The following is a 14626-nucleotide window of genomic DNA, read 5'->3' on the forward strand; positions in this document are numbered from 1 at the left end:
ATTAATAAATTTGATACGAGTTAATTAAAGACTCATTATAAACGTTCATAAATGTTCTTTCTTTATGGTTTAATTGCTGATTTTGAACATAATAAACCAGTGCTATCGAATTAACCAAAAGAACAAAAATAGCGGCTACTAAAGCATACCGCAACTTAGTAAAAGGAACAAAATCAACTTGTTCAAAATGAATTTGTTCATTGATTTTTGATAACAGTTCAGGTTTTGGCGATGCCCTACGACTATCTTTCATACTTTGAAAGATAGCCTCTACCCATTTTTCTTTTTCTTCATCCATATTGCTTTTTAGACAATTAATTTTACGATTTCCTTCTATCGGGATAAATTTTTTCTAATTCTGACTTCATTTTCTTTTTCGCACGCTGTAATAAAGATTCCACCGCTTTTAAAGAAGTTTCCATAATATCCGCTACCTCTTGTCGAGGGAGTCCTTCAATATAACTTAAAATAAAAGCTGTTTTTTGATTTTTAGAAAGACAATCAATTACCTTATAAAGTATTGCCGCTTTCTCCTTATTTTCCAATAAAACGCCTGGGTGATGAAAATCAATAGATTGAGAATTAATTAACCGATTATTGAATAGTTTAAATCTATTCTTTTTTTTTAAATAATTAAGTGATGTATTCACTGTAATACGATAAATCCATGTATTCAATGAAGATTCCCTCTTAAACTTTAAAACATTTTTAAAAATTTTTAAAAAAACATCTTGCGTAATTTCTTCTGCATCTTCCTCAATTTTAGTGTAGCTAAGTGCTGTATTGTAAATTTTTTCTGAATATAGAGTATACAGTGTAGCTAAGGCTTTTTCGTCCCCATCAATAATAGCTTCAATAATCTCAACTTCACTTTTCAATAAGTTTATGTTTTACGTTTAAATAAATCATTATCCGACCTATCTAGTATATAAATAAACTCTACTCAAAGGTAATTGTTGCTAATAAAAATATTACTGCAGAAAAGAACGAAATAAAATTTACTATAATATCTAATCTCTAAAAAATTAAAAACACCTAGATTATCTGATTTCAGATAAACTTTTATTTACTTTAAAATCAAATAAAGTTATCCTTTTTTAAACCCGAAGAAGGGAATCTATCTAGCCCAAACTATTACATCAAAAAATCCCGTATCATATAAACACGGGATTTATTAATATTATAATTAACATATTTTAAAATATAAAGTAATAGTTTACACAAAACCTGTAAGCACTTAAAATTAAGATGTTTAAAACAAAGAAGTTTGTTCTCCGTCGCCATCATCTTCAGTATTATCAAGTGTTACTCCATTTCCTGTTTCCTTATTTTTTATGTCAGCATCCACAGCCTCTTCTTCTACCACTTCAATTTCTTCTGCTGGCACATCTTCTGGTTCTTCATAGGGTAATGGATCTAATAAATTAATCTGCCTCACCTTCTCCGTAGTCAGTTGATTTCCTTGTGCCTTAATTCCTTTTACAGCAATAAAATCCTCTAAACTAATTTCATCATTTGGTTTTTGATCCTTGCCTCTAATTTTATTGTAAACAACTTCTGCCACTGGCCTATGATCTGTGGAGACAATTTCTAAGAATGACTTCTGATGGTCAGAGATAAAACTTTCTTCCTTATCCGAATTCTCTACTATGAATCGTTTTACATAATATCGTTCTTTTTCACCATCCCAGTATATTGCAGAAATAGGTTTCATAGGTTTCCATTTCTCCAAAACGATCATATCTGAATCAAAATGAACTGTTATTTCCGGAACTATGGTCTTAACAACACCCTTTTGATTAACAATCAGCAGCCTATCTTCACCTTTAAATTCTCCTAATAAATCTCCTCTTCCATCAACATTCAATCTTCTTACTGTTTCATCAAACCAAATTTTACGAGGTTTTAATGTTGAAACGCCTTGTTCCTTCAGTTCGATTTTTTTGATGTTATATTTAGTAACAATATTACCTTTTACACCTCTTCCTTTTATTAATAAATCAGAAAAATCAAGATCAAATTTTAATTTCTTGATACTTCCTGCCTGACGCAAGAAAATGGTAATTACTTCTGCTTCTCCATTAGGATTAGCTGTAAAATAAGTAATTTTAGAACTCTTCTTTCCTTGCGTTAGATCATATTCTTTATCTCTAGTAACACTGGTAACCGCAAATCGTTTTACGTAAGAAGCTCCACCTCTACCATCTTGGTAGATCATATTATATATAGTTCTTTTGTCTTTCTTTTTAAATACAGCTACATGGATAATATCTTTCCCCACAAATGTTTTGGACCCTACTTTGGTCACCATCATTTTACCATCTGCCATAAAACAGATAATATCATCAATATCCGAACAATCCGTTACATATTCATCTTTTCGTAAAGATGTACCTACAAAACCTTCTTCCCTGTTCACATAAAGCTTTGTATTTCTGATTACTACCTTTGTAGCTTCTATATCATCAAAAATTCTGATTTCTGTTTTGCGCTCTCTACCTTTACCATATGTTTCTTTCAGTCTTTTAAAATAAGACACTGCATATTCAACTAAATGCTCTAAGTGATGCTTTACTTGTGCAATATCTTCTTCAAGAGCCTCTATCTTTTGTTGAGCTTTATCAATATCAAACTTTGAAATTCTTTTAATTCGAATTTCGGTTAGACGTACAATATCATCTTCTGTAACAGGTCTTTTCAGATGTTTAATATGAGGTTGCAACCCTTTATCAATTGCCTGAATTACACCTTCCCAGGTTTCTTCTTCTTCAATTTCGCGGTAAATACGATTCTCAATAAAGATTCTTTCCAAAGAAGCAAAATGCCACTGCTCTTGTAGTTCATTTAATTGAATTTCTAATTCCCTTTTTAACAATTCTACCGTATGATCCGTAGAACGTTTAAGCATTTCAGAAACTCCTATAAAATTTGGCCTACTATTTTCTTCGATAACACAACCCAGTGGAGAAATTGATGTTTCGCAATTGGTAAATGCATATAATGCATCAATGGTTTTGTCTGGCGAAATACCGCTTGGCAAGTGTACCAAAATCTCTACATCTGCTGCAGTATTATCCTCTATTTTTTTAATTTTTATCTTCCCTTTATCGTTTGCTTTTAGGATTGAATCAATTAAACTAGAGGTTGTAGTAGTAAACGGTATCTCGCTTATAATCAATGTGTTTTTATCTAACTGAGAAATCTTTGCACGTACCCGAACCTTACCACCACGATTACCATCATTATAGTTTGTAAAATCGGCAATTCCGGCCGTAGGAAAATCTGGTAAAATAGTAAAACGCTTCCCTAATAAGTGCTTTATCGAGGCTTCAATTAATTCAATAAAATTATGAGGAAGAATCTTAGTACTTAATCCTACCGCAATACCTTCTGCACCTTGTGCTAAAAGTAATGGGAATTTTACTGGAAGATTTATTGGTTCTTTCTTTCGACCGTCATACGATAATTGCCATTCCGTAACTTTAGGATTATACACAACGTCTAAAGCAAATTTAGATAAACGTGCTTCGATATAACGAGAAGCTGCTGCTCTATCTCCAGTAAGAATGTTACCCCAGTTACCCTGCATATCGATTAGCAAGTCTCTTTGACCAATTTGTACCATCGCATCCGCAATACTTGCGTCTCCATGAGGATGATACTGCATAGTATGACCAACAATGTTTGCTACTTTATTATACCGACCATCGTCTAAATCCTTCATAGAATGAAGAATTCTTCTTTGTACTGGCTTCAGTCCATCTTCAATTGCTGGTACTGCTCTCTCTAGGATTACATATGAAGCGTAATCCAGAAACCAGTCTTTATACATTCCAGTAACTTTGGTAATCACTTCCTGAGGCTGATGATCCTCTGGATTTAATTCATTATGCAATTCTTCGTTTTCGTTTTCTATATCCATACCTTTTTACGGGGCACTTTTTGTATTCCTTTTGGATTAATCTTCTACTGCGTCTAATTCTACTTTCAGATTTTCTATAATAAATTCTTGTCTACTCGGTGTATTCTTACCCATATAAAAAGACAATAACTCTTCTATAGACTTTTCTTTATCTAGCATCACAGGATCTAAACGAATATCATCTCCAATAAAATGAACAAATTCATCCGGAGATATTTCTCCCAATCCCTTAAATCGAGTAATCTCTGGCTTCCCAGATAATTTCTCAATTGCATCTTTCTTTTCTTGTTCTGAGTAACAATAAATAGTTTCTTTTTTATTTCGTACTCTAAATAAAGGCGTCTGTAATATATATAGATGTCCTTCTTTAATGACCTCTGGAAAAAACTGAAGGAAAAATGTAATCAATAACAAACGTATGTGCATTCCATCCACATCGGCATCGGTTGCTATTACGATGTTATTATATCTAAGATCCTCTAGGGACTCCTCTATATTCAATGCAGCTTGCAGTAGATTAAATTCTTCGTTTTCATACACAATCTTTTTAGACATGTTGTAGCTGTTTAGTGGTTTTCCACGTAAACTAAATACAGCTTGTGTATTTACATCCCTAGATTTTGTTATCGATCCACTTGCAGAATCTCCCTCCGTAATAAACAAAGTACTCTCTAAATTTCTATCTTTTTTACTATCTGTAAGGTGAATTCTACAATCTCTCAATTTTTTATTGTGCAAACTGGCCTTTTTTGCTCTTTCTCTAGCCAACTTACGAATACCAGATAAATCTTTTCTTTCTCGTTCTGCCTGCAGTATCTTCCGTTGTAATGCTTCAGCTGTATCCGAATTTTTATGTAGAAAATTATCCAGTTTCGTTTTTACAAAATCATTTATATATGTTCTTACCGTTGGAAAATCACCTCCCATTTCGGTGGAACCTAATTTGGTTTTTGTCTGACTTTCAAAAACCGGTTCCATTACTTTTAAACTAATCGCGGCAACGATAGACTTACGAATATCACTTGCTTCGTAATTTTTTCCATAAAATTCTCTTACCGTTTTTACTACCGCTTCTCTAAATGCAGCCTGATGAGTTCCTCCTTGTGTAGTATGCTGTCCATTTACAAAAGAATGATATTCTTCGCTGTACTGAGTTTTACTATGTGTAATGGCAATCTCTATATCCTCACCCAGTAAATGAATAATTGGATATAAACGATCCTCTTGATTGATATTATCTGAAAGTAAATCTTTTAATCCGTTTTCAGAAAAATATTTTTCTCCATTAAAAATTATGGTTAATCCAGGATTTAGATACACATAATTTTTAAGCATTTTTGTTACGTACTCGGTACGATATTTATAATTCTTGAAAATCGAAGCATCTGGTATAAAAGATACTTTGGTTCCTTTTCTTCTAGAGGTTTCTTCTAATTTTTCCTGATTCGTTAGGTTTCCTTTTTCAAATTCTGCAGAAGCAGATTTTCCATCTCTTGTAGATTCTACCCTAAAATATGTAGACAAAGCATTTACCGCTTTAGTACCAACTCCATTTAAACCTACGGATTTCTTAAATGCTCTTGAATCATACTTACCTCCTGTATTCATTTTAGAAACTACATCAACTACTTTTCCCAAAGGAATCCCACGACCGTAATCCCTAACAATTACCTTATCACCTTGTATAGAAATTTCTATGGTTTTACCAGCACCCATGACGTATTCATCAATAGAATTATCAAGTACTTCTTTTAGTAAAATATAGATTCCATCATCTGCTGAAGATCCATCACCTAGTTTCCCTATATACATCCCTGGTCGCATACGGATATGCTCTTTCCAATCGAGGGATCGTATATTATCTTCGGTATATTTTGTTTCCTGACTCATAAAATTTTGGGTAGAATGCTTGCTAATATAAGATTTCACTTACGATTTTAAAATACCCCAACTACAAAGTAATTAACAATTCTGAATTAGTTTTTGTTGATTATTTGACAGACAACCAAGTAACTAATAATTACCTTAAAAATCATTAAAATTGAAATACCATTTCAGACCTTATTATACTTTATAGAACATTTTGTATTTATTTATAAATTACCAATCTTTATCCTAATGAAACACATCACAGAAACCAGAAGACTTATACTAAGAGAATTCATTCTTGATGATGCTCAGGATTTCTTCGACCTTAATTCGGATCCAGAAGTGCTAAAATTTACTGGTGATCAAGCATTTGCAAATGTAGAAGATACAATCACATTCCTAAAAAACTATCAAAAACAACAATATCGTAGCGTTGGTTATGGAAGATGGGCTGTACTATTAAAACCCACGAATCAATTTATCGGATGGTGCGGACTTAAGAAAAATGAAGAAGATCTAATTGATTTGGGGTTTCGTTTTTACAAAGACCAATGGAATAAGGGATATGCTACAGAAGCGGCCAAAGCGACATTAACCTATGGTTTTCATGAATTACAACTTCATGAGATTATTGGAAGAGCTGCAGATGAAAATAGCGCCTCGATAAGAGTATTGGAAAAAATAGGTATGAAATTTTGGAAAAAAGGAAGCTGTGAAGGAATCGTTAATTCATCATATTACAAGATCACGAAATCAGAATTCAATCCATAAATAAGATTAGTACAAAACATTTCTTATCTACATGCCAAAATTGATTAGAAATAAAAAAGGTGACCTTTAAGAAGACCACCTTTTTAGGATATTCAATTTTTCAATTTCATTTCTATTTGATATCAAACCTATCCAAATCCATCACTTTTGTCCAAGCAGACACAAAATCTTGCACAAATTTTTCTTTAGCATCATCAGACGCATAAACTTCTGCAACGGCTCTTAATTCTGTATTAGAACCAAAAATAAGATCTGCTCTAGTTCCTGTAAACTTAACCTGCCCTGTTCTACGATCACTACCTTCGAATAGAGTATCATCAGAAGAAGTTGCTTTCCATGTATACGTAAAATCAAGTATGTTTTTAAAGAAATCGTTCGTTAATACACCAATATTGTCCGTAAAAACACCGTGATGAGAACCATCATAATTTGCTCCTAATACTCGTAACCCCCCAACAAGAACTGTCATTTCTGGAATAGAAAGCGTTAGTAGTTGTGCCCTATCTACTAATAAGTCTTCAGCTGAGGATGTTTGATCTTTATGAATATAATTTCTAAAACCATCAGCTTGAGGTTCTAAATAATCAAAAGAACTAATATCTGTTTGTTCTTGCGTTGCGTCTCCTCTACCACTAGTAAAGGGAACTGTTATTTCAAAACCAGCTTCTTTAGCAGCCATCTCTACTCCAATACTACCACCTAAAACAATTAAATCAGCTATAGACACATCTCCAGAAAAAGACTTCTGAATTGTTTCATAAACATCTAACACTTTAGCTAATTCAGCTGGATTATTCGCTTCCCAACTTTTTTGTGGTTCTAAACGAATACGACTACCATTAGCTCCTCCTCTTTTATCAGAATCCCTATATGTTGATGCAGATGCCCACGCTGTGGTAACTAGTTGTGAAGTTGTTAGTCCAGAATCGATAATACTCTCTTTTAAAGAAGAAATCTCCGATTCATTTAACATCTTCCCTTTCGGAACAACATCTTGCCAAATCAATTCTTCTTTAGGAACTTCTGGTCCTAAATAACGTGAAATCGGCCCCATATCTCTATGCGTTAATTTATACCATGCTCTAGAAAATGCATCTTCTAAATCTTCGGGATTGTTTCTGAAATGTTTAGAAATCTTTAAAAACTCGGGATCAATTTTTAAAGCCATGTCAGCATCGGTCATCATTAATGCTTGTCTCTTTGAAGGATCCCCAGCCGTTGGTGCTGTTGGAGCTCCTGAATCGGCTTTTGGTGCCCATTGATGAGCTCCAGCAGGGCTTTTAGTTAATTCCCATTCATAATCTAATAATACTTTAAAATAATCATGATCCCATTTATCAGGATTTGGAGTCCATGCACCTTCTAATCCACTGGTAATTGCATCATCTAACACTCCTGATCCGTACGTGTTTTTCCAACCAGTACTCATTTCTTCAATAGCAGCTCCGTGCGGTTCTGCTCCAACATATTGATCAGCATCTGCTGCTCCATGAGCTTTACCAAAAGTATGCCCTCCAGCGGTTAATGCTACAATTTCTTCATCACTCATTGCCATTCGTCTAAAAGTAGTTCTCATATCTTCAGCGGAACCCAAAGGATCTGGAGTACCATCTGGCCCTTCTGGATTTACGTATATTAACCCCATATGAACAGCTCCAAGAGGAGCTTCTAAATTATCTCTACCTTCAGAAAAACGAGCATCGTTACCTAACCATTCCTTTTCAGACCCCCAATAGATGTCCTGTTCTGGTTCCCACACATCGATTCTTCCTCCGCCAAAACCAAAGGTTTTTAGCCCCATAGACTCTATAGCACAGTTACCTGCTAAAATCATTAAATCGGCCCAAGAAATTTTATTTCCATACTTCTTCTTTATTGGCCACAACAACAAACGTGCTTTGTCCAGATTACCATTATCGGGCCAACTATTCAATGGTGCAAATCTTAACGATCCTGAAGAAGCTCCACCTCGCCCATCTCCAGCTCTGTAGGTTCCGGCACTGTGCCATGCCATACGTATTATTAAACCTCCATAATGACCATAATCTGCTGGCCACCAATCTTGTGACTCAGTCATAAAATCCATCAAGTCTTTCTTTAAAGCATAATAATCCAGACTGTTGAAAGCTTTTGCATAATCGAATTCATCTCCTAATGGATTTGATTTTAAATTATGCTGTCTTAAAACATTTAATTTTAATTCGTTTGGCCACCAATCTCTGTTGGTCGTTCCATGACCCGCAGTATGCTTTTGAGGTCCTCCCATGTATGGACACTTACTAATATCCCCTTGGCTATTTATACCATAGCTTTTCGTGTTATTCATAATATAGAGTTTTAAAGTATACTTCCAAAGTTAGCCATTTACAGTTCTATATTGTATAGATTTTCCATATATTTAAACAACATCACAATCAATAATTCTTATACCTAATTATAAACTTTAAAAACTCTGTTAAAAATTTGCGTAACCAAACGGTTACAATTAAATTTGTAACCATTCAGTTACATTTTAAATGAGAAGAGACGTTTTTCAGGCAATAGCAGATCCCATTAGAAGAAATATCATTTCTATTCTAGCAAATCAAACTTTATCCGTAAATGCTATTGCGGAAAAATTTGATGTAAGTCGCCCTGCCATTTCTAAACATCTAAAAATACTGGAAGAATGCGGTATCATATCCATTTCCAAAAAAGGAAGAGAACGTTACTGCCTTATACAACCACAAAATTTATTACCAGCATTCTTATGGATAGAACAATACAAAAACTTATGGGAGGACAGATTAGACTCTTTTGAAGACTATTTATATAAACTACAATCTAATACCAAAAACAATGAGTGATTTAAACAAACGTACATTATCATTAAAAAGAACTTTTAACGCTCCTATTGAACTTGTCTGGGAAGCATGGACCAATTCTGAACATATTGCTCAATGGTGGGGACCAAAGGGTATGAAAACAAAAGTCATAGAACACAACTTTAAAGTACATGGTACCTGGAAGTACACTATGGAAATGCCAGATGGTAGTGAGTTTATATCTGAAGGTATCTATAAAGAAATTATAACACATGAGAAAATAATTTCTTCTGCTGATTTTAAACCTATGACAGAAGATGTAGAGTTACAAGCACTGTTCGAAAAGGATGGAGAAAAAACAAATTTTACATTTAATGTAGTTCATAAGACAGAAGAATATTGCTTACAACAAGAAAAAATGGGCTTCATGAATGGTTGGGGATCAGTATTTGATAGATTGAAAGTATTTGTAGAAGCTTCTGATAAAGCTTAACTATAACCAATATACCATAACATTTCTACGATAGACTACTAGCAAATCTTGCATACTTTCTATTATAATTCTTTACTAAACTAAAAAAACGATACCTTTAACAAAAAATGCTGGAAAACTAAATACATAATCAAGGTGATTAAATCTATTGATAAAGACGGTGAAGTGATGAAATCTAACGAAAATGATCCAAAACAATACGACACAATAATTATTGGATCTGGTGCTGGTGGTCTAGCATCTGCTATTTGTTTAGCTCGTGCTGGTCAAAAAGTTTTAGTTCTAGAACAACATGATGTTCCTGGTGGATGGTGTCATAGTTTTTATCTTAATGGATATAGGTTTACGCCTGGCGTACACTATGTAGGATTATTAAACAAAGGTGAATCCACAAGTGATTTATATGGGGGATTAGGTATAGCAAACGATGTCTCTTTCTTTAGAATGAATCCCGAAGCTTATGAACATTGTTGGATCGGCAAGCATCGTATTGATATGCCCGCAGGTTATGATAATATAAAAGAAGTATTATCCGAACAGTTTCCAGAAGAACAAAAGGGAATTGCTTCTTATCTTAAATTAGTAAGCGATGTGAGCTACGAACTACAACTAATCCCTAAAGTAAAAGGATTCTGGCAACATCTCACTATTCCTTTTAGGACAAAAAACATGGGGAAATATAGTGTTTTTAGTTTACGCAAAGTAATTAACAAACACATCAAAAACCCTCTATTAAAGGCGGTGCTTAATATACAAATTGGTGATCACGGATTACCTCCATCGAGAGCAAGCTTTCCATTACACGCTGCTGTAATGGGGCATTATTCTAGTGGAGGCTACTATCCTGTAGGTGGTGGTGGTGCATTGGTAAAAGCAATGACCAAAGCTTTAAAAAAACATAATGGTAACATCCAAACAAGTAAAAAGGTTTCTAAAATTTTATTAGAAGGCAATAGAAAAAAAAGAGCTATTGGAGTACAATTAGAAAGTGGAGAAAAAATATTCGCGAAGCAAGTAATTTCTAATGCCGATCCACAAAAGACATTTATAGACTTGATTGGAAAGGAAAATATTAGCAAAAAACTGAATAAACGTCTTGGTAAAACTAAGTATTCCTGTACTTCGCTAATGTTATTTCTAACCGTTGATATGGATGTTCGTAAAGCTGGTTTAGACTCTGGGAATATCTGGTTAATGCAGCATGAAGATTTAGATACTTTATTTGAGGATACACAAAAAATAAACATATTAGAAGGAGATACTTTCCCAGGTATGTTTATCAGTTGCACTACATTAAAAGATCCTATTAGTTTTGATGGACGCTATCATACTATTGAAGCTATTACCTATATCAATCACGAATCATTTAACGAGTTCAAAAATGAAGATCGTAGACGATCTAAAGCATATCTGAATTTTAAAGCTCAATTAACAGAAAAGATGATTCGCACTTTAGAAACGGTAATTCCTGGGGTACGAGAGACGATCGTACAGAAAGAATTAGGAACTCCTATTACGAATGAATACTATATAAACTCTACTAATGGTTGTGTTTATGGAACGGAAAAGAGCTTTTGGCAAATAGGCCCATTTTCTTATAAAGCTAAAAGCGAAATAGAAAATTTATATTTATGTGGTGCGAGTGTTTTATCACATGGGGTAGCTGGAGCTGGGTACTCTGGTGTTGAAACTGCCGCAAAAATATTAAAATGTAGACAAGATGACCTTTTGACCCCTGATGAATCACAGGAAATAAAAATATACGAAGCCGAAGACGATTCTCAATATCCAGAATGGATACTAAAAAAGATAAAAGTGAAACGAGATCGCTTGGCAGCTGGTGTTGATGGTTTTTCTTAGCATACTAGCAAATAGAAAAGAAAAAGCGGGTCCTATTTATTGACCCGCTTTTTTATTATCCTTTTAACCAAGCTTCTCTAAGCTTTAATTGTTTTTCTGTTGGGTTTTCAAGACTACTTAATGCTTTTCCTTTAGTATAAGACTTTGTTAATTTTGTCTTTATTAAAATTTCCTCGCCTCCTCTATCCAATTTTACTTCTACATCATCACCCACTTTCCATTGTAGTGTATTTTGCAATACAGAATTCGCATTTATTAATGTTAAGGCAGTTCCGTTTACCTCTTTTATAACATCAAACGGTTTCACTCCATTTGTAGCCCAGAAACTATTTTCTGCGACATCCTCTGTAAAAAATATAGTCCCTTTATCCTGATCTCCACCTACAATAATATTATTGCCATTTCTTACATAATCCGTCTCGATATCCTTAACTCCCATAGAAAGTCCTACTTTCTCAAAAAACTCATTATAGTTAATAGGAGTTTTTCCTATAACATGGGTGGTTAAAAACTTTTCTATAGACGGATAAGTCATCGCTACTATTTCATCAATAATTTTGTCATCTTCAAACGGTTTATTTTTACCATACTTTAAAGAAAGTTCTTTCATAAGAGATAAGATTCCACGATTTCCATCACTTTCTTCACGCATGAGAATATCAATACACATTCCTATTAAAGCTCCTTTTTCATATACATTCGCATAGTTCTTAGCATAAGGCTCATTCAATATGTTTTCACTCATTTCAGTAAAACTCATAGCATCATCAAACAAACTTGCAGAATCTATTTTACCCATCATTTTCGTGTAAAACTCCTCTTCAGAAACAAGATCTTGATTTACCTGAAAAACACTTGCGAAATATTCTGTGACTCCTTCATACATCCATAAGTGCTTAGAAAAAGTAGGATTGTTGTAATCAAAATAATGAACATCTTCGGAATGTACACTTAAGGGAGTTACGATATGAAAAAACTCATGAGACACCACATCAATCATAGCAGATGCCAAAGCATCCTCAGGAATAGCCTCTGGTAACACTACTACGGTAGAAGTATGGTGCTCTAACGCTCCAAAGCCTGTAGGAGCAGATTGAGATTGTGAAGCTAAATACAAATAGATATCATACCTAGGTGTACTATCAATATCTCCCAAATATTTCTTTTGGGCTTCCATCATTTTAAAAACAGTTTCCTTTATGCCTGCTGCCGAGTATGTTTTATTTGGAGAATATACACTTAAAACAATTTTAATCCCTCCTACTTCAAATTCTTCTACATCTAATTTACCATACATCATTGGATTGTCTGTAACTTCAAAATACCGAGACGCAAAATACTTATCTGTAGTAATAGATCCGTCTTCACTTTTTTCTGTACCTACATTCGGTAATGCAGAAGTCCTTTGCATATCGGACGGAGCTTTTACTTCTATAGCATATTGATTATTCTTCAATACATCAAAGTAACCGATAAACCCATGTAAATTCAATACAAAATTATCAGATTCTATATTAGTACCTGATGGCGAGAAAGGAGTACCAACACCTGTGTTTTCAATATCATAAGTATCGTTTACCAAATACACAATTTTATCTAATTGTGTAGCATTAGCAATTTGCCAAGTATTATCATCAATCTTATTAGTTGATAATTCCGCTCCATTATAATCTAAAGCTCTGAAATTATCGATAAACTTTCCAAAATCACTAACAGCATATGTTCCCTGCACTACTTTAGGTAAAAAATAGTTTATTGTATCTTGCGTAAAGCGACCTGGATTAATAGTCATTGGAACTTTATCATCGGTAACTTCGGTAAGATCAACTTTCGCAATTATAGGTGTTTTTGAAGCTACATCTTTCGATGTATTCATAGAACCGCATCCTACTAACAATAAACTGGTAGAGACCGCAACTAGTACTTTTTTCATGTATTTTAAATATTTATTATGGTAAACGCCAAAAATAATGAGGTGTTACAACTTTGATCTTGCAAAATATATAATTTGTATAGACTTTAACCTATTTTTGATCATTATTTACTTACAAATTTTGCATTTGGACATTTTTATCAATACACATCGTATAAGGCTTTCTTGCAATCCAGAAACTTTAGACACTTCCAAACCAACCATAATATTCTTACACGATTCATTAGGATGTATAGAACTATGGAGAGATTTTCCTGAAAAAATCAAAAAAAGAACTGATTATAATGTACTCTCTTATGATCGTCAGGGATATGGCAAGTCAGATCCGTTTTCAGAAAATAAAAGAGACCAAGACTATTTAAAAAAAGAAGCGGATATTTTAATACAACTTATTGATCATTTAAAACTCAATAAAATAATTCTATTTGGTCATAGTGATGGAGGAAGCATTGCTTTATTAGCTGCATCATTATATCCAGATAGAATATCTGGTATTATCACCGAAGGCGCTCATGTATTTGTAGAAAAAGAAACGTTAGATGGAATAAGAGAAGCTAAACTTGCTTACGATACCACAAACCTTAGAGAAAAACTAACCAAATATCACGGTTCAAATACGGGTGCGGTCTTTAGTATGTGGGCAGAAACCTGGCTCTCTCCTACCTTCGCTAACTGGAATATAGAAGACTACTTAAAACATATTACCTGTCCTTCTCTTATAATTCAAGGAGAAAAAGATGAATATGGAACTTTAGATCAGGTAACGAGTATCATTACAAAAACGCAAGGAATATCCATATCTCTTATCATTCCCAATATAGGTCATACACCACATAAGGAAGCACCAAACATGGTTATTGAAAAAACGGTTGACTTTGTCCTAAATTTATAAATTCGGAGCAGAAATAGTCTAGAATTATTCATAGTTATACATGTTTCCCCAATTAAAATTTTATTTTTGATTTATCATACAA

Annotated in this window: 11 protein-coding genes; 5 read left to right on the top strand and 6 right to left on the bottom strand. The window is 33.7% G+C overall.

Features of this window, described 5'->3' with window-relative positions; all coding sequences use genetic code 11:
* Window position 1 precedes the first annotated feature (1 nt).
* From ACWNT5_RS16870 to ACWNT5_RS16885, 4 genes are all read right to left on the bottom strand, one after another.
* The gene (locus ACWNT5_RS16870) at window positions 2-298 is read right to left on the bottom strand and encodes a hypothetical protein (RefSeq protein ID WP_456518006.1); all 297 of its coding nucleotides are present in this window, start codon (window positions 296-298) and stop codon (window positions 2-4) included.
* A gap of 22 nt (window positions 299-320) precedes the next feature.
* The gene (locus ACWNT5_RS16875) at window positions 321-878 is read right to left on the bottom strand and encodes an RNA polymerase sigma factor (protein ID WP_456518007.1); all 558 of its coding nucleotides are present in this window, start codon (window positions 876-878) and stop codon (window positions 321-323) included.
* A gap of 374 nt (window positions 879-1252) precedes the next feature.
* Entirely contained in the window at window positions 1253-3922 is a 2670-nt protein-coding gene (locus ACWNT5_RS16880; protein ID WP_456518008.1) for a DNA gyrase/topoisomerase IV subunit A, read from the bottom strand.
* A gap of 36 nt (window positions 3923-3958) precedes the next feature.
* Complete coding sequence (locus ACWNT5_RS16885) at window positions 3959-5812, bottom strand: DNA topoisomerase IV subunit B (RefSeq protein WP_299602017.1); 1854 nt, start codon at window positions 5810-5812, stop codon at window positions 3959-3961.
* Window positions 5813-6040: 228 nt separating this feature from the next.
* Here ACWNT5_RS16885 and ACWNT5_RS16890 point away from each other — a divergent pair, with 228 nt between their 5' ends.
* Window positions 6041-6562, top strand: a complete 522-nt coding sequence (locus ACWNT5_RS16890) for a GNAT family N-acetyltransferase (RefSeq protein ID WP_456518009.1) — start codon at window positions 6041-6043, stop codon at window positions 6560-6562.
* Between the two features lie 112 nt (window positions 6563-6674).
* Here ACWNT5_RS16890 and katG read toward each other — a convergent pair whose 3' ends face one another.
* Window positions 6675-8888, bottom strand: a complete 2214-nt coding sequence (gene katG, locus ACWNT5_RS16895; protein ID WP_456518010.1) for a catalase/peroxidase HPI — start codon at window positions 8886-8888, stop codon at window positions 6675-6677.
* 190 nt (window positions 8889-9078) lie between these two features.
* On the opposite strand from katG, the gene ACWNT5_RS16900 reads away from it, so the two are divergent.
* The 3 genes from ACWNT5_RS16900 to ACWNT5_RS16910 all read left to right on the top strand — a co-directional run bounded on the left by ACWNT5_RS16900 (window position 9079) and on the right by ACWNT5_RS16910 (window position 11719).
* Window positions 9079-9408, top strand: a complete 330-nt coding sequence (locus ACWNT5_RS16900; RefSeq protein WP_299602025.1) for an ArsR/SmtB family transcription factor — start codon at window positions 9079-9081, stop codon at window positions 9406-9408.
* Window positions 9401-9859, top strand: coding sequence for an SRPBCC domain-containing protein (locus tag ACWNT5_RS16905; protein WP_299602028.1), 459 nt, complete (start codon window positions 9401-9403; stop codon window positions 9857-9859). Before ACWNT5_RS16900 ends, ACWNT5_RS16905 begins: the two co-directional genes overlap by 8 nt.
* A gap of 135 nt (window positions 9860-9994) precedes the next feature.
* Complete coding sequence (locus ACWNT5_RS16910) at window positions 9995-11719, top strand: phytoene desaturase family protein (protein WP_456518011.1); 1725 nt, start codon at window positions 9995-9997, stop codon at window positions 11717-11719.
* A gap of 55 nt (window positions 11720-11774) precedes the next feature.
* Here the strand turns inward: ACWNT5_RS16910 and ACWNT5_RS16915 are convergent, their stop codons facing one another.
* The gene (locus ACWNT5_RS16915) at window positions 11775-13652 is read right to left on the bottom strand and encodes a M61 family metallopeptidase (RefSeq protein WP_456518012.1); all 1878 of its coding nucleotides are present in this window, start codon (window positions 13650-13652) and stop codon (window positions 11775-11777) included.
* Between the two features lie 127 nt (window positions 13653-13779).
* Here ACWNT5_RS16915 and ACWNT5_RS16920 point away from each other — a divergent pair, with 127 nt between their 5' ends.
* Window positions 13780-14544, top strand: coding sequence for an alpha/beta fold hydrolase (locus ACWNT5_RS16920; protein WP_456518013.1), 765 nt, complete (start codon window positions 13780-13782; stop codon window positions 14542-14544).
* Window positions 14545-14626 lie beyond the last annotated feature (82 nt).

Source organism: Aquimarina sp. 433 (genome assembly GCF_054054605.1).